Below are 25,086 nucleotides of genomic sequence, written 5' to 3' on the forward strand. Positions count from 1 at the left end.
GTGACGCATTCGTGGCAAGTCGGATAATGCGAGCCCATGCCCGTCATGCCTGTCATGACCCATTGAGGAGCCTCCCGCATGTTCAAGCACGTTGACGCCTACCCCGGCGACCCCATCCTCACGCTCAATGAGGATTTCCAGAAAGACCCCCGCCAAGGCAAGATCAACCTCAGCATCGGCATCTACTTCGACGAAGAAGGCCGTTTGCCCGTGATGCAGGCCGTCCGCCAAGCGGAGTCGGCCCTGTTGTCCCACATCGGACCCAAGCCCTATCTGCCCATGACCGGCAACCCGGCCTACCGTCAGGCCGTGCAGGAGTTGTTGTTTGGCGCCCAGCATGAAGCCGTGACCAGCGGCCGCATCGCCACCATCCAGACCCTGGGTGGGTCGGGCGGCCTGAAAGTGGGCGCCGACTTCCTCAAGCGCTACTTCCCCAACTCGCAAGTGTGGGTGAGCGACCCCACTTGGGACAACCACAAGGCCATCTTTGAAGGTGCGGGCTTCCAGGTCAACACCTACCCGTATTACGACGCCGCGACCAAGGGCCTGAAGTTCGACGCCATGCTCTCGGCCATCGACAGCCTGCCGGCCCAAAGCATCGTGCTGCTGCACGCCTGCTGCCACAACCCCACGGGTGTGGACCTGAACCAGGCCCAATGGTCGCAGCTGATCGAGGTCATCAAGACGCGCGGCCTGCTGCCCTATCTGGATATTGCGTACCAAGGCTTTGGTGACGGCATCGACGAAGACGCCTTCGCCTTGCGTGCCCTGGCCGATGCCGGCGTGAGCTTCTTCGTGGCGAACTCGTTTTCCAAGAGCTTCTCGCTGTACGGTGAGCGCGTGGGCGGTCTGAGCGTGGTTTGCCCCGACAAGGCTCAGGCTCAGCTCGTCATTGGTCAGCTGATGTCGGCTGTGCGTCGCAACTATTCCAGCCCCCCCACCCACGGCAGCGTGCTGGTGGCCAAGGTGTTGCAGACGCCTGAATTGCGTCAGCAATGGGCCGACGAGCTCACCGCCATGCGCGAGCGCATCAAGATCATGCGTCAGCGTCTGTACGACGGTGTGGTGGCCAAATTGCCGGGCCGCGATGTGCGCTACTTCATCGACCAGCGTGGCATGTTCAGCTACACCGGCGTGAGCCCGGAACAAGCCGGGGCGCTGCGCACCGAGTACGGCGTGTACGTGCTGCGCTCGGGGCGCATGTGCGCCGCCGGGCTGAATGCCAACAACGTGGACCGCGTGGCCGAAGCCTTCGCGGCCGTGCTGGCTCAGGACTGAGCCAGCTTGAACCAGCCCACCGCTTCCGTCAGCTTGCTGGTTTGATCCTGCAGGCTCGCGGCGGCAGCGGCTGATTCTTCCACCAATGCCGCGTTCTGCTGCGTCATGGCATCCAGGTGCGTGACGGCCTGGTTGACGTTGCCGATGTCATTGGCCTGCTCTACCGCGCTGGCTGCGATGCGGGCAATGGTCTGGTCAACCTGCTCCACACTGGTCAGGATGGCACGCATCGATTCACCGGCGTTCTGAACCAGACGGGCACCGGTGTCCACCCGTTCGCCCGATGCGGCGATCAAGGACTTGATCTCGCGTGCGGCTTCGGCGCTGCGACCCGCCAGGGTGCGCACCTCGCTGGCCACCACGGCAAAGCCACGCCCTTGTTCACCTGCTCGCGCCGCTTCCACGGCCGCATTCAGCGCCAGGATGTTGGTCTGGAAAGCAATGCCGTCGATCACGCCGATGATGTCGCCAATCTTGCGTGAGCTGGCCTCGATGTCCTGCATGGTCTGCACCACCTCGCTGACCACCTGGCTGCCTTGCTCGGCGTTTTGACGAGCCGAGGTGGCCAGGGCATTGGCTGTGCGCGAGGCTTCGGTGTTTTCCTGCACCGCTTGCAGCAGCATCCCCACGGACGAATTGGTTTCCTGCAGACGTGCCGCCGTTTGCTCGGTGCGCTGACTCAGGTCATTGCCACCCGCGGCGATTTCCTGGCTGGCCGTGAGCATGCTGTCCACGCTGTTGCGGACCTGACCCACGGTCTGATTCAAGCCATCCGACAAGGTCTTCAGGGCCGACATCAGCTCCCCGATCTCATCGTCCACACGCCATCGAATGGCTTGGCTGATGTCGCCATTGGCCATCGCCAGGGTGTAGTCTCGCGCCTTGCTCAAGCGGGTGGTGATGGACTGACTCATGCTGTGCATGACGAACCACAGCACGGCCGCGGCAATCAGGCATACCGGCACGAAGATGGCCACGCGTTGCATGTACGCCGCTTGCAGGTCTTCCTGGTACACGCCGGAGCCGATCACCCAACCCCAAGCGGGGAAGGCCGCCATGTAGGTCTCCTTGACGGCAGGCTTGCCGGTGCTGGGCTTGACCCAACGGTAGGTGTGGATCCCGCCACCCGGTTGCAGCCCCGCAGCCAGGAGTTCTTTGAAGAGGGGGTTGCCGTCCGCGTCGGTGATGGCCGTCATGTCCTTGCCGTCCAGCTTGGGCTGATCGGCGTGCATGACCATGCGCACGTCTTTGTCCAGAATGAACAGATAGCCGTCTTGCCCCTCGCGCATGTTGCGCAGAATGGCTTTGGCCTGCTCCTGCGCCTGAGGGGGGCTCAGGCGACCGCCGTCCACCTCACCTTTGAGGTAGGTGAGCACCTTGATGCTGCTGTTGACGTGATCGCGAATGTTTTCACGATGGTCCGCCATGCTGAGGCGGTAGAGGTTGAACAGCAAGAAACAAGTGATGGTCATCACCACGGCCGCTGTACCAATCGTGGTGGCACGCAACTTGGCCGCCAGCGATGCTTTGTAAACCCATGACGCCATCCAGGGACTCCGATCCAAACCTATGTCTAGGACTTCATCGGAAACCCTGAGGAAGACTGGAGTCAGGGTTCACCCTCGGTGGGCGTGAATGATGCCAGATTGTTCAATTTTCTGGACCCATTAGCTTGATGGGGCAGAGTTCGATGTTCTCTTCGCCATCGTTGACCCAGATGGTGCCGTCCTGAACCGTCATCTGCAGTTGCATGCTGCGTTGGGCCAGTTTGGCCAGCGCCTGGGATTGCTCGGAGGGGACCTGCCAGACCGTCAGGTTGCTGGCACGGGTCAGCTTGGTGGCAATGCCATCCCACCAGATCGGCGTGCTGTTTTGAAAGGCGAACAGGGTGACGCGGCGGGCGCGACCCGCCGCCTTCATCAGTCGCTTGTCGTCAGGTTGGCCCACTTCCACCCAGTGCAGGATTTCATCCGAGAAGTTCTTGTGCCACAGCGCGGGCTCATCGGGCTCCCACATGTCCTTGGCCAACTCCAGTGTGCCTTCCGAGGTGTCTTCGGGCCAACCCAGCGCCAAAGCCAGCACGCGGATCATCATGCGCTCGTCGGCTTCGGAGGGATGGCGGGCAATGGTCACGCCAATGTCGGCGTACACATTGCGGTCCATGTCGGCCAGATTGATCTGGGCCTTGTAAATGGTGGCTTTCAGGGCCATGGGGGTACTTCTTTCAGAGAGGCAGTGTGTCGAGCCACTGCTGGAGGTCATCAAAGACGGTGCTTTGATCGGGTTCGTTGAAAATCTCGTGGAACATGTGCGCGTAGGCTTTGCTGCGCACCTTGTCGTGCGGCGCAAGTTGGGCAAAGCGCGCGCTGCCGGCAGGGTTGACGCAGCGGTCTGATCCGCCGTAGATCAGCAAGGTGGGCACTTGCCAGTGCGGTGCCTGCGCCATGACATGGCTGCCCCCGGCCAGCATGAAGTTGACCAGGCGGCCGCAGGCGCGGTCGTGCACCAGCGGGTCGTTGACGTAAGCCTTCACCACATTGGGGTCATGGCACACCCACTCGGGCTTCAAGCCGTTCGAAACGGCCAGGGTGGGGGCCAGTTTGCCCACCGAGCCCAGCAAGGCCTTCTGGAAACCATTCAGTCCCAAGTCCAGTGCAGGCGATGAGAGCACCAGTGCATCCACCGACTGGGCCCAATCGGCGTTTGGGGTGGGGGACAAGGTCTCAGACACATAGCGCGCGGCGATCAGCCCACCCATGCTGTGCCCGATGAGCAGCAGCTTTTGCGTTGGGTAAGCGCGTCGGACCTCGGTGAGCACTTGTCCCAGATCGGACAAGAAGGCCGAGTCGGTGGGGAGCAGGCCGCGCCCGCCACCCGACTGCCCATGGCCACGGTGGTCGTAAGACACCACGGGCCAGCCCCAGCGGTTCAGGTACGCGGCAACATGGTTGTAGCGCCCGCTGTGCTCGCCCAAGCCGTGCACGATCACCGCCACGCCCGCCGGCTGTGCTCGGTCTGCCAAAGGCCAGTGACGCAGCACGAGCTTGGTCTTGTCGGTGCTGGCCGTGAGGGAAGAAGGGATGCTGTAAGGCATGGGGTGCGTGCTCAAAGTGCGTCGTGATCAGGGAGGGTCAGGCCGCCTGCAAGGCGCGCCACCAACCCAGACCGGCAGACGTGCCGCCGGGGCCGGACTGCCGGGGCTTGTACTCGCAACCGATCCAGCCTTGCCAATTCAGGGCGGCCAGTTCGGCGAACACGTGAGGGTAATGCAACTCCCCGGCATTCGGCTCCCCTCGATCAGGGACCGCCGCGATTTGCAAGTGCCCCACGCGGCCCGTGGGCAACCACTGCCGCAGTTGCATGGTGAGGTCGCCCTCCATGATCTGGCAGTGGTACAGGTCCATCTGTACTTGAAGGTGGGGCGAGCCAATCGCTTGCACCACGTCGTGGGCCTGCCGTTGTTTGCTCAGCAGGTAGCAGGGCATGTCTCGTGTGTTGATGGGCTCGATCATCAAGGTGCGGCCGGCCTGTGCCGCGCGCTGAGCGGCCCAACTCAGGTTCGACTGATACCGCGTCCATGCCGCAGTTGATGAGGCCGGATCGCTCAAGCCTGCCATCACATGGATGCGAGGGCAGTCCAGTGCCGCAGCCAACTCCAGCGCTTGATCGACGCTGGCGCGAAACTCGTCTTCCCGGCCACTCAGGCAGGCCAAGCCTCGCTCACCTTGTGCCCACGAACCAGGTGCCGCATTGAACAGTACCAACTGCAGCCCGTTGTGGTGCAACCGGTCGCGCACTTCGGTCATGGGGTGCTCGTGCGGGAACAGGCACTCGACGCCTTGGAAGCCATCGTGTGCAGCGGCTTCAAAGCGGTCCAGAAAGGGCAGGTCGGTGTACAGCCACGACAAATTCGCGGCGAACTTCAGGGAAGAGGGCGCAGACATGGGCGCTAGGGTAGCCCAAAAAATAAAACCGGCAGGGAGTGCCTGCCGGTTGGGGGCGGCGCTGCGGACAGCGCCTGCGGGACGTTCGGTTGTTTAGAAGGTTTCCCAGTCGCCATCGTCGGCGGCGCTGGCCATCGACTTGCTGGCCGGTGCATCCAGTGCCGGGGTGTGGCGAGGTGCGGCCGATGCCTTGGGCTTGGCCGCCGTGCTGGGCTCCAGACGTGGCGCGGGCTTGCTGGCGGCGACCTTCGGTGCCGGTGCGGCAGGGGCCTTCGGTGCAGCAGCAGGTTGCTGCATGGGGGTCAAGTGGCTGAAGCTGCTGCTGGCAGTGCTTTGATGCGTCTCGTGACGACCACCGCCCAGCTTGAAGGCAGCGACGGCTTCGGCCAAGCGAACGGCCTGGTCCTTCAGGCTTTCGGCAGCGGCTGCAGATTCTTCCACCAGCGCGGCGTTTTGCTGCGTCATCTGATCCAGTTGCGTCACCGACATGTTGACCTGGCCGATGCCGGTGCTTTGTTCGGTCGATGCGGCGGTGATTTCGCCAATGATGTCCGACACGCGCTGCACGCTGGTCAGAATCTCTTGCATGGAACCGCCGGCATCCTTCACCAGACGAGAACCCGACTCCACCTTTTCGCTGGAGGCGTTGATCAGGGTCTTGATTTCCTTGGCGGCTTGCGCGCTGCGCTGAGCCAGGGTACGCACTTCACCGGCCACCACGGCAAAGCCGCGGCCTTGTTCGCCAGCACGGGCGGCTTCCACCGCGGCGTTCAGCGCCAGGATGTTGGTCTGGAAGGCGATGCCATCGATCACGGTGATGATGTCGGTGATCTTGCGGCTGGCAACGTCGATCTCCGACATATTGGCCACGACCTGCGACACGATCTCTTCACCACGGTGGGCTGCGGTGGCGGCGCCCGAAGCCAGCTGATTGGCCTGGCGAGCGGCGTCTGCACTCTGACGGACGGTGCCGGTCAGTTGTTCCATCGAACTGGCGGTCTGTTGCAGGTTCGATGCCGTGTGCTCGGTCCGCACCGACAGGTCATGGTTGCCGGTGGCAATTTCGGTCGAGGCGGTCGAGATCGAATCGGTGGCCTGGCGGATCACGCTCATGGTGTCACGCAGCTTCAGGGTCATGGTCACCACCGAGGCGCGCAGGGAATCGGTGTCACCCGGCTTGTGGTGCAGGTTCAGGTCCAGATCGCCCTCGGCGATGCGGCTCACCATTTTGCGCAGGAAGTCGGGCTCGTCACCCAGGTCATGCCAGACCGAGTTCACGATGGCGCCCGAGGCCACACCCAGCACGGTCAGCACGATCAAGCCGGTGATCACGATGACCCACAGGTTGGTGCGCACACCGCTGGCAGCCGTGTCTTCGGCCGACTTGATGGCCAGTTCGGCTTCCGACTTGCGTTGGTCCAGCAACTTTTGCAAGGTGCCCAGCGAGCTTTGCATCTTGGACACCAGATCGCCGGGGGGCTGGCTGGTCAGCAAAGCGCGGGTCGCACCGATGGACGCGGTCTGGTAAGCGTCAAACGCTTCGATCAGCTCGCGTGCAATTTGGGTTTTCTCTGGCAGTTTTTCCATGCCGGCCAAGGCATCGTGTGCGGCCGACACCATCACCTGGGTGTCCTTGAGCTTGTCTGCGTCACCTTCGGCCGCAGCGGCTTGCAGGGTCAGGCGCAGTTGTTCGGAGCTGCGATCCACCGTCTGGACAAAACTCGCATGAGGGTTATCCACCTCCTGCAGGTGTGCCAGAACGTTCGATGTGCGATTGCCCACGATGAAACTGACAGCCACGCCGACCATGAATACGGCGGCGGCGCTAGCGGGGAGCATCCAGATTTTTGTACGAAAGTTCATTGTGCCTCCTGGCCCGGTGACTGCCTTGACCTACTAATACAGACTGACCGTTACACGTTGTCGGCATCATCAGATGAAAACTGAAATGCAAATTTGAGAAAACTTGGCGTTTTCGGTCGCAAAACGTGTGAAATGACAGTGTTCCTACAATCTCGGCATGTCCTCCAGTAAAACCGACCAGGCGAAAGAGCCTGTCACTCGCCGCCTGCTGTTCTGGGTTTCCCTTCTGTATTTCTCAGAAGGATTACCCCTGGGGGTGTTTTACGACCTTTTTCCGGTCAACTTAAGACAAGCCGGGGTAAGCCCCTCGGACATTGGGCTGCTGAGTCTGCTGGGCTTGGCCTGGACCGTCAAGTTTCTCTGGGCACCACTGGTAGACGCCTGGCGGGGGCACCGCCTGTGGATCGCCGGGGCCAACTGGGGCATGGCCGTGGTGTTGTCCTTGCTGGCCTGGCAGCCTCAGGCGCTGGCGCAAGGGGCCACCTGGCCCTGGATGCTGCTGGCGGCCTTCACCATGCTGTCCGCCACCAACGACATTGCCACCGACGGCTACACCATCGAAATCCTGAGCAAAGGCCAACTGGGCGTGGCCAATGGCCTGCGCATCGGCTTCTACCGCGTCGGCATGCTGGCGGCAGGCGCCTTGCTGGTGGTGGCGGGGTGGTCGGGCACGCCCGAACTGCCCAACTGGTCGGCCGCGTACGGTCTGGGCGCCGTGTTGATGTTGTTCAACGGCTTGCTGATCTTGAGCGCACCGCCGCAGCCGCCTCGTCCCGTGCGTGACCCCTCGTCCACCTTCAGTGAATGGGCCGTGCTGCGCGAACAGCCGCTGTGGCTGGTGGCCCTGGGCCTGGTCATGCTGGGCTTGCTCTGGCCGGTGCTGGGCCCCTTGGGTAAAACCTTCGGTTGGGCCAGCATTCAGGCCATCAGCGGCACGTGGTGGTTCAAAGGCGCGGTGCCGGTCGGGCTGATGTTTGTGGGGGCCAGCCTGATGGTGCGCGCCGCCCGGGGGCCTCAGGCCCATGCCTTGGTCGAGGGGCCGGTGTTTGGCGCGTGGGTGGAATTGCTCTCGCGCCCCGGCATGCTGGCGGTGCTGCTCTTCATCCTGACCTTCAAGCTGGGTGACGCGGCCATGGGCTTCATGGTCAAACCCTTCTGGGTGGATGCCGGATTCACGCCGGCCCAAATCGGGCTGGTGAGCGTGAATGTGGGCTTGGGCTTGTCGATTGCGGGTGGCTTGGTCGGTGGCTGGTATGTGGACCGCGTGGGCATTTTCAAAGGCCTGTGGGTGCTGGGCATTGCGCAAGCCTTGTCCAACTTGGGCTACACGGCGGCAGCCTGGTATGTCCCGGTGGTGGCGCCTGGCGAGCAAGTGAGCGTTCACTATCAAATGGCGGTGTACACAGCCAGTGGCTTGGAGAGCTTCACCGGGGGCCTGGGTACCGGGGCCTTCATGGCGTTCTTGATGGGCATTACCAGCAAGGCACGCGCCACCACCGAATACGCCATCCTGTCGTCCATTTTTGCGTTTTCGCGGGCCGTGGCCGGTTGGGCGGGCGGTCTGGGCGTGGAGCACATGGGCTACGCGGCCTTCTTTTTCCTCACCTTCTGGCTGTCTTTCCCGTCCTATTTCTTGCTGCCCGCCGTTCGGCGTATGCTCGAGCGCCCTGAGGTGCGTTGATTCATCAACCTTGGTCTTTGCCATCTGAGTTGTCTATGCAAATTCGTCGTCTGTTTTCGCTGAGTACCGTCTCGCTGGCGCTGGTGGCCCAACTGGCTGTGGCGCCGGTCTGGGCGCGTGAAGGGGTGGATGTGCCCCGTCAGCAGTCGGGCTTTACCCGCTTGGTTTCCGCCGAGCAGGTCGAACAAGCGGCGACGGCGCAGTACCAGCAGATGGCCACCGAGGCGCGCAATCAGAACGCCTTGCTGCCCGACAACCACCCTCAGGTGGTGCGTCTGCGCGCCATCGCCAAACGCATCATTCCGTACAGCCTGGAGTGGAATCGACGCGCCAACCAGTGGCAGTGGCAGGTCATGGTGCTCAACAGCAAAGAGCTCAACGCTTTCTGCATGCCGGGGGGCAAGATCGCCTTCTACACCGGTATCCTCGATCAGTTGCAGCTGACCGATGACGAAGCCGCCATGGTCATGGGCCACGAAATTGCCCACGCCTTGCGTGAGCATGCCCGCGAGCGCATGGGCAAGACATCGGCCACCAAACTGGGCGCCAGCCTGATCTCGGGTCTGCTGGGTTTGGGCAGCGTGGGCGACAGTCTGCTGAACATGGGCGGGCAGTTGCTGACCCTGAAGTTCAGCCGCGAGAATGAAACCGAGGCCGATCTGGTCGGCATGGAACTGGCGGCCCGCGCGGGCTACGACCCGCGTGCGGGCATCAGCCTGTGGAAGAAGATGGCTGCCGCCAACAAGGGCGCACCGCCACAGTGGCTGTCCACCCACCCGGCCAGCGACACCCGCATCCAGGACATGGAAGAAGCCCTGCCGCAGGTGATGCCGCTGTACGAGCGAGCTGCCAAACCTGACCGGCGCTACGATGCGCCGAAGAAGACCGGGGCAGCCCACCTGAGCCAGGAACCCCTGGCGTATTGGGGTGTGGCTCAGTAAGCGGGTGTGATCAGAAGCGCTTGGCCACGCTGAGGATCAAGCCCATGCGGTCAATGCGCTTCACATCGCCGTCTTCATTGACGGTTTTGGCGTAATAGCTGTCACGCATCAGCCCGCCCACCACGTCGGCTTCAAACTCGAAGCCCCAGCGGTTGTGGATCACGCCAAATTTGTAGTCCACCGTGTTCAAGAACGAGAAGTTGTTGACGGCGGTGTAGCCAATGTGGGTCAGCACCTTGGTGTTGCTGGCCACGGGAATGCGTGCTTCCAGCTGAATCAGTTGGGACCCACGGCTGTGGTGGGTGCCGCGACCATAGCAGTCCATCGCCTTGGACAGGGTGGCATCGCCTTCGGCCATGGCGGTCATGGCTGCACTGCCGCACACCACCGACGTGTTGTTGCCGCGGAAGTCCTTGCTGGCGACCACCAGGTAGCGACCTTCGATGATGCCGTAGCCAAACTCGAAGATGCCAAAGGTGGTGTCAAAGCGGGTGTTGACCGTGTCGGCTGATTCCAGCGGGTTGCGTGGTGCGTCCTTCACCTTGGCGCGGGGGAAGGCTTCCAGCACCCCACCGACACCAAAGTGCCAGCCTGACGGGTTGCCCCAGCGGTAGCCAATGGCTCCCACTGCGGTGGTGCCGCCGTCAGGAAAACTCTCCTTGGCCACATTGCCCAATTGCAGGAAGCCCACCATGCCGCTTTCGTGCGCCACATTGAACGTCAGCTCCGCACCCGGGCCCAGGTAGGTGTCAGACAGGCCGTTGGTGCGACGGTCGCTCAGCACCTTGGCTTCGATGTCCAAGGCGTACGACGCGATCTGCGGTTCACCGGGTTCGGCTGCAACGGCGATGTGACTCGCCATGGACAGGGTCAGGGCAGCTGCCGCGGCAGCAAGGGGTCGGACGTGGGTCATGGTGGTGCTCCTCTTGGTCGGTAATCGGCAACTCAACGGGGTTTGCAGCCTGCGGGGATGCTGCTGGCGCGGGTCATCTCTTCGGTCTCACCCAGCAACTCCACACCCACGAAAGCGCGCAGCAGCAGGCTGCTCTTCTCGGTGCGAACGGTGGCCTTGTAGTACTTCTTGGTCCGTGGGTCGAAGGCCCAGCCTTCACGCCAGGCTTCGCCATCAAAGCGCTTGAGCTTGGCGATCGTCACACCGCAGGCATCGGCAGGCGTTCCGGCATCCTTGTCCCAAACGATGGTGCCGCACAGAGCCCCGGCCACATCGGTGCAGTCCTTGAACTCGATGATGGCGGCCTTGTCGCCACTGAGCCAAAGCCCCTTGGCCTCTTCGCCTGGCACCGATGCGTGGCTCACAGAGCCCAGTGTGGCCAAAGCCAGCACACCCATGCGCGTGCGCCATTGCAAGTGCTTCATGTCGATCTCCTCGTATGCAGAACAGGGATAGGGCCCACTCAGGCCATGGCCGGGAAAGCGGGCCACCGCGTGCTCAGGCGGCCTTGCTCCAGCACGGCGATGTCCCCAAATTGCTGTAGCACCGCTTCGCTTTGAGTGGGACGGAAAAACACGAAGTCATCCGGCTGCAGGCCTTGCAGGCCCGATCCCACCAGGATCTGCTGGTTGGATGACTTGCCGATCAGGCCGCTGTTGCTCAGTCCTTCCGGCGAGACTGGCTGCGCCAGCCAGTTGCCGCCATAGGTGAACACCGACGCCCGTTGGTTCGGATCCCACCACTGCAAGGCCTGGCTGGCCCACTCGGCACCGTAAGGAGCGGTGAAGTGGTCTGATGCTTTGATGACCGGCGTGGCGATGAACGCGGCGGGCAGCAGGTCATCCAGCAGCGGCGTGTCAAAGTCAGAGGGCTTGACCACGGCCGACCCAACAGCCAGCTCATTGGCTGCGCCAGTTCCGTCATGCAGTCGATAAGTGGGCGAGCCACCTGTATTGAAGGTCAGCGGCTCAATGGGGATCATCAGCCCGCTGCCCAGCATCACATCCAGAGATTCTTTGTAGCGCGCCTTGGCATGGTCGCGTGCGCGCTGGCGGTTGCCGGCGAGCGCGGGCACCTTTTCCGTGTGGGCGTCATAGCCCATCAGGCCCGCCCAGCGCAGCAAGGGCTCTTCCTTGATCTGCTGCGCCATGTGCCGCAAGGTGTCGTCACTGTTCACGCCACCGCGGTGCAGACCCACATCAATCTCGATGTTGACCTGAATGGGGGTGCGCAACTCGTGAGCAAGGTTGCGATACTGGGCCAGTCGCTCAGGTGTGTCGATCAGCCATTGCAGTTGTCGTGCGGGTTCAAAGCCATTGGCCGTGCGTTCGCGGTAATACGCAGCGGCGGCGGCCACGGGCAAAGGCTTGCCCAACAACACGTTCACATGGGGGCGCTCTTTGGTCAGAAGTTGCAGATACGGCAAGCTGAACACCATCTGCCGATTGGTGCCGCACTGCTTACTCAGTTCATCCAGCAATAGCAAGCAGGGAAGGGACTTGTTGACCAGTCGCAGTGCCATGCGGCCACCGATATGGGCCGAAATGCGCTGTGCGTTGGCGCGAACACGATCCAGGTCCAACACCAGCGTCGGGGTGCCAATGCCAGCGTCCTTCAGCACCTTGTTGAGATGGGCAAAGTAGGCCTGGTGAGGCGCTCCGTGCACGCCGGGCCGAACGGCCACCACGCCCGCTGCCACAGTCGCCGCACCGGCCCCGATCAGAAAGTGTCGTCGCGTTGTCGTCGCCATGAGCCGTTACGCCTTGAGAAAGAGCTTGCGCAGGTGCGCGTTGAGCATTTGCCCCTGTGGGTCGAACTGCTGACGCACACGCTGGAAGTCTTGCCAGCGGGGGTACATCGTGGACAACTCTGCGGCCCCCATCAGGTGCAACTTGCCCCAGTGAGGGCGACCCTGGTGCGCGCGGAACAAGGGGTTGATGTCAGACAACAGGTATTGGTAGGGCTCGTCGGCTGATGCATGAACGGCGATCGAGCAAGTCTCGCGCTGATAGAACGGACTCAGCCACGCATCGTCGGCCTTCACGAAGCGGAATTCCAGCGGGAAGTACACCTCGTTGCGCTGCTCCAGCGTGCGGATGACCTGACGCAGGCAGGGAATGCCTTGCTCGCGCGGCATGTGCCATTCCGACTCGTTGAACTTCATGGGGCGCACGGTCGACAGCAAGCGCCATGAACGATGGCGGGCTTCTTCCACCGTGTTGGGGTCGATCAGCTTTTGCGCCACCCACTGACGCACACTGGGGACGCGACCCAGCCAGTCGCGCAGCTTGCGCAAATCGGCCAGCGTCGAGTCATCCAGCGCGGGCGGAATGTGGAAGTCCTGCCCGTTGTAAATGTCATGCGTGATGCCCACCCCATAGCCGGTGAAGGGCAGGTAGTACATCTCGAAGTTGCGATGCTGGCGGGCCAGATCGGTGGCCACGCCCAGCAACGATTCAATGGGCTGGACCCACACGCGCTTGGCCAGGTTGTAGGCCGGCAGCACACGCATCGTCACTTGCGAGATCACGCCCAAGCTGCCCACCGACACGCGTGCCGCGGCCAGCAACTCGCCGGGTGATTTTTCGTTGATCTCCACCACCTCGCCACCGGGCTTGACGATGCGCAGCCCCACCACATCGGCATGGATGGGCGGCAAGGTCATGCCCGTGCCGTGTGTGGCGGTGGAAATGGCGCCCGAGATGGATTGCACATCGATGTCGGGCAGGTTGCGCAGCCCCAGACCGAAGCGATCCAGCTCGCGAGACAGCACGCCGAGGCGCGTCCCGCCGTGGATGGTGGCGGTCATGGCCGTTTTGTCCACCGAGATGACGCCCGACAAGCGATCCAGCGAGATGATGGTGCCCGTGGTGGGAACCAGCGCGGTGAACGAGTGGCCCGAGCCCACGGCGCGGATTTCGCCACGCGCCTTGCGCATCAACTCGATCAGCTCAGCCTCGTTCGCGGGGGTGGACATGGCCGCAGGGTTGGCCTGCTGCAAGCCCGACCAGTTGTGCCAAGTGGGCCGCGTGCCGGTGGCGGGCGCCTCGGCATGGGCTTCGTCTGCCGAGCCGATGAGGCCCAGTGCATGGGCCACAGCCAGGGCAGAGCCGCCTTGCAAGACCTGGCGGCGGGTAGGGTGAGCGTGATCAGTTGCCATGGGATGAGCTCATGAATGCAATGAGGGCTTGCAGATCGTCGTCCGTACAGTCGGCGCACAGGCCCTTGGCCGGCATGCCGTTGAAGCCTTCGCGAGCGTGTTGCAGCAACACCTGCGGACCTTGTTTCAGGCGGGGGCGCCATGCCGGCTCAAAGCCGGCCAGTGGTGCAGCGCTGCGTGTGCCGTGGCAGGTCACACACGAGCGGTCGTAGATGGCGGCCAGGCGTAAATCGGTGGGGCGCGCCTGCTCGGCGCGCTGCAAATCTTCAGCGCTGGGTTCAACGGGCTTGTCCTGACAGCCACCCAACAGGCCGACTGCCAACATGCCACTGAGCACGATTGCTCGAAAGCCACCAAAACGTTTCATTGCAAAACACTGTCAGAAAAAAATACACTGTTATCAGAATATTCTTCCAACTGACGCGGGTTTATTCAGATAAACCCTCGCGCCATAAAGCGCCTGGTCAGTGACACTGGGCGTGCTGAGGAGACTGGGTCGTGACCATGACAACCCGAGACGTGCGCAAGCAGCGTGAAGCTGAACAGCGCCGCAAAGCCATCATCAAAATCGTGCGCAAGCTGATCCGCAAAGGCGGCATCGGCGAAATCTCTCTGCGCAAAGTGGCAGAGATGGCCGGCTATTCAACGACCGTGGTCTATTCGCTGTTTGAAGACAAGGCCATGCTCATCACGCAGGCCATGGACGAAGACCTGCTGGAACTCACGCGGGTGCTGGATGCTGCCGCACGCGCCGAGGCCGACCCCGTGGCGCGCCTGCGGGCAGTGGGCCGGGCCTATGTGAAATTTGGCCTGGCACACCCCGACGAGTACGCCTTCGTGTTCATGCAGCGGCGCCCGCATGCGCCCACCAATCAGGCCCGCGTGCAGCACGGTGATCCGGCGCAAGACCCGTATGCCTTTGCGCGCGTGCTGTTTCAGGACCTGGCGCAGCATGGCCTGGTGTCCAGCCACCCTGATGACATCGACCTGATGACCCAACTGTTTTGGGAAGGTCTGCACGGCATGACCTCTCGCCACTTGGTGATGGGGGCGGATGACGAATGGTTCCCCAGCCTGCCCATGGACCACCACCTGGAGGCCATGATGGATGTGCTTTATCACGGCCTGTCACATCGCTTTGCCCCCAAGGCCAAGCGATGACCTGAGCGCGTTGCGCGCTCAGCCCGTCAACGCAAGAACGGGTTGTATTGGCGCTCTTCGCCCAGCGTGCTTTCGGGGCCGTGGCCGGGGGTGAAGGTCACATCGTCGCCCAAGGCAAACAAGCGTGTCTTGATGGCGTTGATCAGGTCGGCATGGTTGCCGCCCGGAAAGTCGGTGCGGCCAATGCTGCCGGCAAACAGCACATCGCCCACGAATGCGTGGCGCGTGCTGGGCTCGAAAAACACCACATGGCCAGGCGTGTGGCCGGGACAGTGCAGTACTTGCAGCGTGCAGTGGCCAATTTGCACCGAGTCACCCTGTTGCAGCCAGCGGGTGGGCGTGAAAGGCTCGGCTGGTGGAAAGCCAAACATCTTGCTTTGCTGCGGCAGGCCGTCAATCCAGTACTGGTCGCCAGTGTGCGGGCCAATGATGGGCAGGTCCAGTTCACGCGCCAGCGTGCCGGTGCCGCCCGCGTGGTCAATGTGGGCGTGGGTCAGCCACAAGGCCTTGAGCGTCAGTCCGCGCTCTTCCACGGCTTCCAGCAGTCGACCAATGTCGCCACCCGGGTCCACCAAAGCGGCCTCGTTCGTCTCATCACACCAGATGAGCGAGCAATTTTGTTCAAACGGTGTGACGGGGATGGTGAGGCGGTGGAACATGGTGGCGAGATCGAAATGATGCGGCGAGGTTTCGGTCCGCAGCAGAGATCATGCGCGGATCTGAAACGGATGCGCCGAGCGTAGCATTTTCGGGCGTGGTGACGCAGCGGGGCGCAAAAAGCAGGATGGCGGCTTTGCTGCGGTAGCTGCCCGTGATTCATCCAGATCGAACTTACGCTGACTGCCTCTATGCAGTCATTGAGTTTGACGTAGCTACGCAATTCACCTCCTCGGCCTCACAAAGCGATAGCCAATCCCTGCCTCAGTCAACAGATGCTGAGGCTTGGATGGATCAAGTTCGACCTTCTTGCGTAAATTGGCCATGTGCACTCTGACATAGTGCATGTCTTCGTCATGCCCTGGCCCCCAGACTGCTTTCAGCAGTTGATGATGTGTGACAACTCGATCTGGCTGCTTGGTGAGGTGGGTCAGCAACTTGTACTCGATGGGTGTCAGATGAATCGGCTCACCTTTTCGCTCGACAAGTCGGTTGAGCAGGTTCAAACGGATCTCACCAAACCGGATTTCCGTTTCTCCTGAGGGGGTCTGATGAAGATGACGCCTGAACTGAGCCCTCATGCGGGCCATCAATTCACCCGCACCAAAAGGTTTGACCAGGTAGTCGTCGGCGCCAGCATCCAGCGCCAGGATCTTGTCGCCCTCACTGCTTCTGGCAGACAGCACCACGATGGGTACGGGTGACCAAGTCCTGATCTCTCGGATCAGTTCCACGCCATCCCCATCCGGCAACCCCAGGTCCAGCACGATCACGTCTGGGCGCCGGGTGCCAGCTTCGATCAATGCGCGTTTTGCAGAATCAGCTTCGAAGACCTCGCAACCTTCCGACTCCAGCGTGAGGCGAACAAATCGACGGATATCGACCTCGTCTTCGACGATCAGAACTCGAGCGTGGATGTCACCCATGGAGATGCCCTGCATTCGCTTGTGTCAACAATTCGCTGCCGTCATCGGAGGGCGGCAGCCCCTGAGGCAGGGTAATGGTGAAGCGTGCGCCGCCTTCTTCGCGATTGGTTCCGGTGATCGCACCGCCATGGGCCTGCACGATTGCCCGACAGATAGCCAGGCCCAGGCCCACACCGGGGGTGGCACTCTCTTTGTTGCCTCGCTCGAATTTCTCGAAGATGGACGCCTCTTTGCCCGGTGGCAAGCCCGGGCCGCCATCCTCGACGTTGATCACGACCTGGCCACTCTCGACTCGCGCCCTGATCCCGACCGGCGTACCTTCTGGTGTGTACTTGGCTGCATTCTCCAGCAAGTTCACGAGAACACGCTCAAACAGCACCGCATCGAGGTGCAGCAATGGCAAGTTGCCGGCCAGATCTACGCTAACAGGCCTTTGGCCAAGCTGTGCGTCGCACAGAGCTAAAGCACTCCCCACAACCTCTTCCAGTGGCAGCCACTGCCTGTTCAGTTGAACAGCCCCGGCCTCAAGGCGAGCCATGTCCAGCAAGTTACTCACCAAGGCGCTCATGCGCACAGCAGATTGCCGGATCGCCCGGCCGATCAGCATTTGCTGTTCTGTTGGCGCCGGGGTGGTCAGCTCCAGCGTATCCGCCAGCCCGACCAAGGACGCCAGGGGGGTTCTCAAATCATGCGAAATGGCCGACAGCAATGAATTACGCAAGCGTTCAGATTCGATCTGAACGGTGCTGGCTTGCGCCACTTCTATGTAGTGAATACGTTCCAGGGAGATCGCCAACAAGGACGCACAAGTCTCCAGCAGTTGCCTCTGTTCCGGACTGGGCAAACGGTCTTTGACGGGCTCGATGATCAGGACACCTCGTGTCCGCATGATGGCCTTGAGCGGCACCACCATGCAAGGGCTTGCAGGCAGGGTATCCGTGCCTCTGCCTGCCAGGGTACTTCTGTCAAATGACCATTGGGCGATGCCCATGTCCACGGATGCCGTACCTCCGGAAATCTCGTGTAGATGCCCTGCATCGTCAGCCACCAGCAAGGTGGCAGGCACACCAAACTCGGCGCTGACGAATCGTTGCCCCAGCTCGGCCACCTGCTCCGGTAGGAGCGCTGAAGCCAGGTCCTTGGACATGGCATACAGGCTCCGCACGCGATGCTCTCTTTGCGTGGCAGCCTCAGCCTGGACTTTCAGGCCTGCCGTGAGTTGCCCAATGGCCAGCGCTACTGACAACATCACGGCAAACGTCACGAGGTACTGCACATCACTGACGGCAAACGAAAATCGCGGCGGCACAAAGAAGAAATCGAACAGCCCTACCCCCATGAACGCGGCCAGGACGGCTGGACCTCGCCCGAAACGCAGTCCCACGCCCACCACGACCAACAGAAAGATCATGACGATGTTGGACAACTCCAGCACAGACACCAAGGGGGTTGCCAGCAAGGCTGCGGCAATACAGGCCACGCCTGCTGCGGCGTAGCCGGGCCAGACGGCACTGGAAGGCGCCGAGTCCGGGGGCACCGATGATGCCGCCTCGCGAGAACCCCGGGGCAAGGAAACCTGCAGCACATCCAGGTCATCGGCCACGACCGCGACCTGATCGGCGAGCGCCTTGCGCCAGGGCAGGCGTCGTTCATGCCTGCCCATGACCAGACGGGACAAGTTGTGCTCCCGCGCATAGCGCACCAGTGCGGAGGCCGCATTTGGCGCAGACAAGGTGGCAATCGTGCCGCCCAGTTGTTCGGCCAATTGAAGTACCTTGAACGTGGCCTGCTGCACAGATCGGGCTTGCCTCAATTGGGAGGGCGTTTCAACGTGCACGGCATGCCACTGAACACCCAACTGCCCCGCCAACCTGGCGCAGCTTCGAATGATCTTCTCGCCACCATCACCCGGGCCGATGCACGCCAATAGCGCCTCGCGGTTTGGCCAGACTGCTTGAACCGAAGCAACCCGTCGATAAGCCTGCACTTCCCCATCTACACGATCGGCTGTGCGCCGCAAGGCCAGCTCACGCAGCGCAAGCAAATTGCCTTTCCTGAAAAAGCTGCCGGCAGCCCGCTCAGCCTGTTCCGGCAGGTAGACCTTGCCTGCTTTCAATCGCTCCAGCAGTTCATCGGGCGGCAGGTCCACCACCACAACCTCGTGTGCCTGGTCGAACAGGCGGTCAGGGACGGTTTCCCACACCTGGATGCCGGTGATACCGCTGACGATGTCGTTGAGGCTCTCCAGATGCTGGACGTTCATCGTCGTCCACACGTCAATGCCTGCAGCCAGCAACTCCTCTACATCCTGCCAGCGCTTGGGATGACGGGAGCCTGGCGCATTGCTGTGTGCCAGTTCATCCAGAAGTACCAGTGCATTCTCGTGTTCAGCGCCAAATGCCAGTGCGGCGTCGATGTCAAATTCGGTGAGCACCTTGCCCTTGTAGGGCACTTGTTTCAGTGCCAGACGGGGCAGCCCCGCCGCCATGGTTTCGGTGTCGGCTCGCCCATGCGTTTCAACCAAACCCACGATCAAAGGCGTGCCTTGCGCCAAAGCCGCTTTGGCGGACAAGAGCATGGCAAATGTTTTGCCCACACCCGCTGATGCGCCGAAGAAGATCTTCAACTGACCGCGTTGAGCCTTGACCTCGTCCTCGATGACGCGTCGGAGTAAGGTGTCAGGGTCCGGACGATCTGAATACGCTGCCATGGTGGTGTGCATGTGACGATAAGGCCACATCCATGTTAGGCGGCCACGCATCAAGATGACCGTAAGACTGGTGCTGCAGACATTAAGAAAATATAAAGATTTGGCGGAAGCACATGCCCCCAACCGTGCTGTTGCTGGCATTCTTTGCGGGTGTGCCCAGGGTTTGCGCTTGGATTGGCGGGCTGACCCGAGAAGATTTCCAGCGCGAAGACTCACCGAGTGCACGCGTAACTGACCATCGGCACCCTGGGTAGGCCGGCCGCCCAGTGCTGGTAGACGCGCCGGGCGAAGCGATGAACCTCAGGCAACGCCTGTGGCATCGCGGACAAGATGCATTGAGCCGACTGCACGGCAGGCCCTTTGGCTGAAGCCAGCTCGGACGCGCTTTGCGCACACCAAGTCTGAATGATGTCTTGTGTCACCTCGAAATGGCACTGAAACGCAAGATGCTTCCCAAGCCGAAACGCCTTGTTGATGCAATAAGGGCCAAACAGCAGGCGATCGGCGCGCGCAGGTATGCCAAAGGTGTCGTAGTGCCAATTGAAGGCAGGCACGAGATCAGCACCAAACAACTCCTTGGCAAACGGTGTGGTTCGCAATGTGCTCCAACCAATATTGGGCCAGGCATTGCGCCTAACCGGGGCGCCAAGCGTTTTGGCCATCAACTGGGCGCCGAAGCAATGCCCCAGCAAGGGCACATCGGCCTCCAGCGCAGACAGACACAGCAGCACCTCTCTGTTAATCCAGCGAAGAGGCTCGTTCACGCTGTGCTGGCTACCCAGGAACACAACGCCACTGTAGTCCTTGGCATGGATGGGCACATCGTCACCTTCGTCTGGCATGAAGGTCACAGTCGGAATATGCTGCTCGGTCAGATAGTCCAGAAGCCGGCCTGGTCCTTGCGTTCGTTCATGCTGGATAAGGGCCACGGGTCTCATATGAGCGTCTGCACACCAGTTTGCAGGCGTGCCTTGGTTGCGATGAATGCAATCTAGAAGGCCTACCGCCAAGGCGGTGTCCAGATTTCTCGCTTCGCTGTCAAGTTCGTGTCAAGACAGGTCGGCAAGGTGATGGCCTTGATGTTTCCTTGATGTCAGCCATTGAAAACTTGGCCACTTCTTGATGCGCCTATTTCTACGATGGCTTCATTCATCGTTAGGAGGCGTCCATGGATGTCGTTTTTATTGCGCTGAGCGCCGGCTTCTTGCTGATTCTTGTCGGCATGGCCAAGGGCTGCGCCCTCTTGGGAGGAGCTTCGAAATGAGCTGGCTCTATGTACTTTGCGGGGTGATCTCGGTGGGCCTGCTGGTCTACCTCATCGCCGCCTTGCTGAAACCGGAGAACTTCTCATGAGCACGCATGGTTGGACATTGCTCGCCGCCTACAGCGTTGTACTGCTGTTGCTGGCATTTCCACTTGGGCGCTATATCGCCACGGTGATGGAAGGGCGCCTGCCTTTGGCGGGCAGGATAGAGTCCGCGCTTTACCGGCTTTGCGGCGTCAAGGCCGATTCAGAAATGGGGTGGCTGCAATATGCCCTGGCCATCCTCGTTTTCAATGCCTTGGGTGTGCTCGCCGTTTACGCCTTGCAACGCCTGCAGATATGGCTACCTCTGAACCCTCAGGGCATGGCCAACGTTACGCCTGATTCGTCGTTCAACACCGCCATCAGTTTCGTGACCAACACGAACTGGCAGGGCTATGGCGGAGAAACCACCATGAGCTACCTGACGCAGATGCTGGGTCTGGCCGTGCAGAACTTTCTGTCTGCGGCAACCGGCATCGTGGTCGTCGTGGCACTCATTCGTGGGTTTGCCAGACACACCGCCAAGAGCATCGGCAACGCCTGGGTCGACCTTACCCGCGTCACGTTGTGGATCTTGCTACCCATTTCATTTGTCTATGGCTTGTTCCTGGTTCAACAAGGTGTCGTGCAAAACTTTAATGCCTACAAGGACGTCAAGACGCTGGAAGCAGTGCATTACCAAGAAGCCAAATCGGGCCCTGACGGGCAGCCCCTCAAGAACGAAAAGGGCGAACCGGTCATGGAGGACAAGAGCACGGATACCCAGACGCTGGCCATGGGGCCCGTGGCCTCCCAGGAAGCCATCAAGATGCTGGGCACCAATGGCGGGGGCTTCTTCAACGCCAACTCGGCCCACCCCTTCGAGAACCCGACGGCATTGAGCAACTTCGTTCAGATGCTGTCCATCTTCCTGATCCCCGCGGCCTTGTGCTTCACCTTTGGTCGCATGGTGCAAGACCAGCGCCAGGGTTGGAGCGTGCTCATTGCCATGTTCGTCTTATTCCTCGCCGGGGCGATTGGAGCCATGCATTTCGAGCAGATTGGCAACCCGCAGTTGAAGGCTTTGGGCGTTGATCAGGCGCCAAGCGCCCTACAAGCCGGCGGCAACATGGAAGGCAAGGAAGTTCGATTCGGGATAGCCGATTCCGCACTGTTCGCCACCATCACCACCGATGCATCGTGTGGCGCTGTCAATGCCATGCACGATTCGTTCACGCCGCTGGGCGGCATGATTCCAATGGTGAACATGCAACTAGGCGAGGTGGTGTTCGGTGGTGTCGGGACAGGGCTGTACGGGATGTTGGTCTTTGCCATCCTGGCGGTGTTCATCGCCGGCCTGATGATCGGGCGTACACCGGAGTACCTGGGCAAGAAGATCGAGTCGTACGAAATGAAGATGACCTCGATCGCCATCCTGGTCACGCCTCTGCTGGTTCTGGCAGGGACGGCGATTGCCGTGATGTCGGAGGCTGGCCGGGCAGGCATTGCCAATCCTGGCGTGCACGGGTTCTCTGAAGTCCTGTATGCGCTGACATCGGCGGCCAACAACAACGGCAGTGCCTTTGCTGGTCTGTCAGCCAACACGCCGTTCTACAACGTGCTGTTGGCCGTGGCCATGTGGTTTGGCCGCTTTGGCGTGATCGTACCCGTGCTGGCCATCGCTGGGTCCTTGGCTGCCAAGAAGCGCATCGCCGTCACGGAGGGAACTATGCCCACACACGGCCCGTTGTTTGTGGTGCTGCTTCTGGGCACTGTGCTGCTAGTGGGCTTATTGAACTACGTACCGGCCTTGGCGCTCGGCCCGATCGTTGAGCACCTGATGCTCTGGAAGTGAGGCAAAACATGACTCGCACAACATTCAATCTGTTTGACCCCACATTGGCCAAGCCGGCCGTGGCGGACGCGTTCAAGAAGCTGGATCCCAGGGTGCAGTGGCGCAACCCCGTGATGTTCGTCGTCTATGTGGGCAGCATCTTGACCTCGGTGCTGTTTGTTCAATCGCTTGGCGGAAAAGGCGAAGCCTCATCGGGCTTCATCCTGGCTATCGCCTTGTGGCTGTGGTTCACTGTGTTGTTTGCCAACTTTGCTGAAGCACTCGCTGAGGGCCGCAGCAAGGCACAAGCGGCTTCACTGCGTACCCTCAAGAAACAAACCTGGGCCAAGAAGCTGGAAGAGGCGCGCGCCGATGCCAAGTGGCACCCGATTGAATCTACCCAGTTGCGCAAGGGTGACCTGATCATGGTGCAGGCCGGGGACGTCATCCCGGCCGATGGCGAAGTCGTGGAAGGCGTGGCCTCTGTGGACGAAAGCGCGATAACCGGCGAGTCTGCACCGGTCATCCGCGAATCTGGTGGTGACTTTTCTGCTGTCACGGGTGGGACGCGCGTCCTGTCTGACTGGATCATGGTTCGCGTGTCCGTCAATCCCGGCGAGACCTTTGTGGACCGCATGATCGCGATGGTGGAAAGCGCCAAGCGCCAGAAGACGCCCAATGAAATCGCGCTGACGATTTTGCTGGTCGCGCTCACCATCGTCTTTCTGGCCGTGACCGTGACCTTGCTGCCCTACTCGATGTTTGGCGTGGACGCAGCCAAAGCTGGCACGCCGGTCTCAGTGACTGTTTTGATCTCGTTGCTGGTTTGCTTGATCCCGACCACCATCGCCGGCCTGCTTTCGGCCATTGGTGTGGCGGGCATGAGCCGCATGATGCAAGCCAATGTGATTGCCACGTCGGGCCGTGCGGTGGAAGCCGCAGGCGACGTGGATGTGCTGCTCATGGACAAGACCGGCACCATCACCCTGGGTAATCGGCAGGCATCGGCGTTCTTGCCTGCACCCGGTGTTGGCAAGGCGGATCTGGCAGACGTCGCACAGCTCGCGTCGCTGGCCGATGAAACGCCTGAAGGTCGCAGCATCGTGATCCTTGCCAAGCATCAGTTTGACCTCAGAGCACGGGACCTCCAGGCGCTGCAAGCCACGTTCGTGCACTTCTCTGCACAGACCCGTATGAGCGGCGTGGATCTTGGTACACGCCAAATCAGAAAGGGGTCCGCAGACGCCATTCGCAAGCACGTGATGTCACTTGGCGGACAGTTCCCTAAACAGATCGACAGCATCGTGGAGGAAGTGGCGCGCCGTGGCAGCACACCTCTGGTTGTGTCGGATGACGCGCGCGTGCTGGGCGTGATCGAACTCAAGGACATCGTCAAAGGCGGGATCAAGGAGCGCTTTGCCGAGTTGCGCCGCATGGGCATCAAGACGGTGATGATCACCGGGGACAACCGCCTGACGGCCGCCGCCATCGCCGCCGAGGCCGGCGTGGATGACTTCCTGGCTGAAGCGACGCCTGAACAGAAGCTGGCCCTGATTCGCCAGTACCAGGCAGAAGGCAAGCTCGTGGCCATGACCGGCGACGGCACCAATGACGCCCCAGCGCTGGCCCAGGCCGATGTGGCCGTGGCCATGAATTCGGGCACACAAGCAGCCAAGGAGGCCAGCAACATGGTGGACCTGGACAGCAACCCGACCAAGTTGATCGAGGTGGTGGAAACCGGCAAACAGATGCTGATGACCCGAGGTTCACTGACTACCTTCAGCATTGCCAACGATGTGGCCAAGTACTTCGCCATCATCCCTGCAGCCTTTGTCAGCACCTACCCCCAACTGGCGGCATTGAACGTGATGGACCTGGGCAGCCCAGCTTCTGCCGTGCTGTCTGCGGTGATTTTCAATGCCTTGATCATCATCGTGTTGATCCCGCTGGCTTTGAAGGGAGTGGCCTATCGCCCCTTGGGCGCGGCCATTCTGCTGCGACGCAACCTGCTGGTCTACGGCCTGGGCGGGGTGATCGTGCCCTTCATCGGCATCAAGGTGATTGACCTCATCCTCGTGGCCACTGGTCTGGTTTGAACTGGAGTTCAACATGAAAACACTCATTCGTCCGGCGGTCAGCCTGTTCGTGGTGCTCAGCGCCGTCACAGGCGTGCTTTACCCATTGGCCGTCACCGGTGCCGCGTCGGCCCTGTTCCCCCATCAGGCGCATGGCAGTCTGATCGTCAAAGATGGTGTGGCGGTGGGCTCATCGCTCATTGGCCAGAACTTCAGCGAGCCCAAATACTTCTGGTCTCGTCCATCGGCGACAGGCCCCATGCCCTACAACGCAAGCGCCTCATCTGGATCGAACCAGGGCCCCTTGAACCCGGCTTTTGTGGATGCGGTCAAGGGGCGCATTGCCGCATTGAAAGCGGCCGATCCTGACAACCATCTGCCTGTTCCCGTTGATCTGGTGACAGCCTCTGGCAGCGGTCTGGATCCACACATCAGTGTGGCAGCAGCTCGCTATCAGCTGGAGAGGGTGGCTCGCATTCGTCATGTATCGCCCGCCACGGTGAGTCAAGTCCTAAATCGCCACATCGAATCACCGCTCATGGGCATTTTTGGCGAGGAGCGCGTCAACGTACTGGAACTCAACCTCGACGTGGACCGACTCACCTCCATGTAATGGGCT

Annotated in this window: 22 protein-coding genes; 8 read left to right on the forward strand and 14 right to left on the reverse strand. The window is 61.3% G+C overall.

Annotated elements, in window-relative coordinates:
* Positions 1 to 78: 78 nt before the first annotated feature.
* On the forward strand, positions 79 to 1,278 hold the full coding sequence (locus ACOYNB_RS01125) for an aromatic amino acid transaminase (RefSeq protein WP_422837270.1): 1,200 nt from the start codon (positions 79 to 81) through the stop codon (positions 1,276 to 1,278).
* Here ACOYNB_RS01125 and ACOYNB_RS01130 read toward each other — a convergent pair.
* From ACOYNB_RS01130 to ACOYNB_RS01150, 5 genes are all read right to left on the reverse strand, one after another.
* Entirely contained in the window at positions 1,269 to 2,825 is a 1,557-nt protein-coding gene (locus ACOYNB_RS01130; protein ID WP_422837271.1) for a methyl-accepting chemotaxis protein, read from the reverse strand. The genes ACOYNB_RS01125 and ACOYNB_RS01130 overlap by 10 nt on opposite strands.
* Before the next feature lie 103 nt (positions 2,826 to 2,928).
* A complete protein-coding gene (locus ACOYNB_RS01135; protein ID WP_422837272.1) occupies positions 2,929 to 3,489 on the reverse strand; it encodes a YaeQ family protein in 561 nt (186 codons plus the stop codon).
* Positions 3,490 to 3,502: 13 nt separating this feature from the next.
* Entirely contained in the window at positions 3,503 to 4,372 is an 870-nt protein-coding gene (locus ACOYNB_RS01140; RefSeq protein WP_422837273.1) for a lysophospholipase, read from the reverse strand.
* 37 nt (positions 4,373 to 4,409) lie between these two features.
* Complete coding sequence (otnI, locus tag ACOYNB_RS01145) at positions 4,410 to 5,222, reverse strand: 2-oxo-tetronate isomerase (RefSeq protein ID WP_422837274.1); 813 nt, start codon at positions 5,220 to 5,222, stop codon at positions 4,410 to 4,412.
* 93 nt (positions 5,223 to 5,315) lie between these two features.
* Positions 5,316 to 7,085 (reverse strand): methyl-accepting chemotaxis protein, encoded by a 1,770-nt coding sequence (locus ACOYNB_RS01150; protein WP_422837275.1) that lies wholly within the window; start codon positions 7,083 to 7,085, stop codon positions 5,316 to 5,318.
* A gap of 157 nt (positions 7,086 to 7,242) precedes the next feature.
* On the opposite strand from ACOYNB_RS01150, the gene ACOYNB_RS01155 reads away from it, so the two are divergent.
* Both ACOYNB_RS01155 and ACOYNB_RS01160 read left to right on the forward strand, forming a co-directional pair.
* Positions 7,243 to 8,766: an MFS transporter gene (locus ACOYNB_RS01155; RefSeq protein WP_422837276.1), complete on the forward strand. Its 1,524-nt coding sequence runs from the start codon at positions 7,243 to 7,245 to the stop codon at positions 8,764 to 8,766.
* A gap of 35 nt (positions 8,767 to 8,801) precedes the next feature.
* Positions 8,802 to 9,707 (forward strand): M48 family metallopeptidase, encoded by a 906-nt coding sequence (locus tag ACOYNB_RS01160; RefSeq protein WP_422837277.1) that lies wholly within the window; start codon positions 8,802 to 8,804, stop codon positions 9,705 to 9,707.
* A gap of 10 nt (positions 9,708 to 9,717) precedes the next feature.
* Here ACOYNB_RS01160 and ACOYNB_RS01165 read toward each other — a convergent pair whose 3' ends face one another.
* Genes ACOYNB_RS01165 through ACOYNB_RS01185 form a run of 5 tightly spaced genes read right to left on the reverse strand, consistent with a single transcriptional unit; the run spans position 9,718 to position 14,186 of the window.
* On the reverse strand, positions 9,718 to 10,620 hold the full coding sequence (locus ACOYNB_RS01165) for a hypothetical protein (RefSeq protein ID WP_422837278.1): 903 nt from the start codon (positions 10,618 to 10,620) through the stop codon (positions 9,718 to 9,720).
* 32 nt (positions 10,621 to 10,652) lie between these two features.
* Entirely contained in the window at positions 10,653 to 11,084 is a 432-nt protein-coding gene (locus ACOYNB_RS01170) for a DUF2147 domain-containing protein (RefSeq protein WP_422837279.1), read from the reverse strand.
* Positions 11,085 to 11,122: 38 nt separating this feature from the next.
* Positions 11,123 to 12,409, reverse strand: a complete 1,287-nt coding sequence (locus ACOYNB_RS01175) for an alanine racemase (protein WP_422837280.1) — start codon at positions 12,407 to 12,409, stop codon at positions 11,123 to 11,125.
* A 6-nt stretch (positions 12,410 to 12,415) separates the two neighbouring features.
* Positions 12,416 to 13,819 carry a D-arabinono-1,4-lactone oxidase gene (locus ACOYNB_RS01180; RefSeq protein ID WP_422837281.1) on the reverse strand — a complete coding sequence of 468 codons (1,404 nt, stop codon included), beginning with the start codon at positions 13,817 to 13,819 and terminating at the stop codon, positions 12,416 to 12,418.
* Positions 13,809 to 14,186: a c-type cytochrome gene (locus tag ACOYNB_RS01185; RefSeq protein WP_422837282.1), complete on the reverse strand. Its 378-nt coding sequence runs from the start codon at positions 14,184 to 14,186 to the stop codon at positions 13,809 to 13,811. The genes ACOYNB_RS01180 and ACOYNB_RS01185 overlap by 11 nt, the downstream gene beginning before the upstream one ends.
* Positions 14,187 to 14,323: 137 nt before the next feature.
* Between ACOYNB_RS01185 and ACOYNB_RS01190 the strand changes: the two genes are divergently transcribed.
* Positions 14,324 to 14,980, forward strand: a complete 657-nt coding sequence (locus ACOYNB_RS01190) for a TetR/AcrR family transcriptional regulator (RefSeq protein WP_422837445.1) — start codon at positions 14,324 to 14,326, stop codon at positions 14,978 to 14,980.
* Between the two features lie 26 nt (positions 14,981 to 15,006).
* On the opposite strand, the gene ACOYNB_RS01195 is transcribed toward ACOYNB_RS01190, so the two are convergent.
* The 4 genes from ACOYNB_RS01195 to ACOYNB_RS01210 form a co-directional block, all read right to left on the reverse strand.
* The gene (locus ACOYNB_RS01195; RefSeq protein ID WP_422837283.1) at positions 15,007 to 15,639 is read right to left on the reverse strand and encodes an MBL fold metallo-hydrolase; all 633 of its coding nucleotides are present in this window, start codon (positions 15,637 to 15,639) and stop codon (positions 15,007 to 15,009) included.
* Between the two features lie 222 nt (positions 15,640 to 15,861).
* A complete protein-coding gene (locus tag ACOYNB_RS01200; RefSeq protein WP_422837284.1) occupies positions 15,862 to 16,563 on the reverse strand; it encodes a response regulator in 702 nt (233 codons plus the stop codon).
* Positions 16,556 to 19,273 carry a DUF4118 domain-containing protein gene (locus ACOYNB_RS01205; protein WP_422837285.1) on the reverse strand — a complete coding sequence of 906 codons (2,718 nt, stop codon included), beginning with the start codon at positions 19,271 to 19,273 and terminating at the stop codon, positions 16,556 to 16,558. Before ACOYNB_RS01205 ends, ACOYNB_RS01200 begins: the two co-directional genes overlap by 8 nt.
* A gap of 212 nt (positions 19,274 to 19,485) precedes the next feature.
* A complete protein-coding gene (locus ACOYNB_RS01210) occupies positions 19,486 to 20,211 on the reverse strand; it encodes a type 1 glutamine amidotransferase (protein ID WP_422837286.1) in 726 nt (241 codons plus the stop codon).
* A gap of 322 nt (positions 20,212 to 20,533) precedes the next feature.
* Here ACOYNB_RS01210 and kdpF point away from each other — a divergent pair, with 322 nt between their 5' ends.
* From kdpF to kdpC, 4 genes are read left to right on the forward strand one after another with little or no spacing between them, the layout of a single operon-like run.
* On the forward strand, positions 20,534 to 20,626 hold the full coding sequence (kdpF, locus tag ACOYNB_RS01215) for a K(+)-transporting ATPase subunit F (protein WP_422837287.1): 93 nt from the start codon (positions 20,534 to 20,536) through the stop codon (positions 20,624 to 20,626).
* The gene (gene kdpA, locus ACOYNB_RS01220; RefSeq protein ID WP_422837288.1) at positions 20,623 to 22,413 is read left to right on the forward strand and encodes a potassium-transporting ATPase subunit KdpA; all 1,791 of its coding nucleotides are present in this window, start codon (positions 20,623 to 20,625) and stop codon (positions 22,411 to 22,413) included. Before kdpF ends, kdpA begins: the two co-directional genes overlap by 4 nt.
* A gap of 8 nt (positions 22,414 to 22,421) precedes the next feature.
* Positions 22,422 to 24,488, forward strand: coding sequence for a potassium-transporting ATPase subunit KdpB (gene kdpB / locus ACOYNB_RS01225; protein WP_422837289.1), 2,067 nt, complete (start codon positions 22,422 to 22,424; stop codon positions 24,486 to 24,488).
* Positions 24,489 to 24,501: 13 nt separating this feature from the next.
* Positions 24,502 to 25,080, forward strand: coding sequence for a potassium-transporting ATPase subunit KdpC (gene kdpC / locus ACOYNB_RS01230; protein ID WP_422837290.1), 579 nt, complete (start codon positions 24,502 to 24,504; stop codon positions 25,078 to 25,080).
* The last annotated feature ends 6 nt before the right edge of the window (positions 25,081 to 25,086 follow it).

Origin of the sequence: Aquabacterium sp. (assembly GCF_049317225.1) — a bacterium.
GTDB lineage: Bacteria > Pseudomonadota > Gammaproteobacteria > Burkholderiales > Burkholderiaceae_C > Aquabacterium.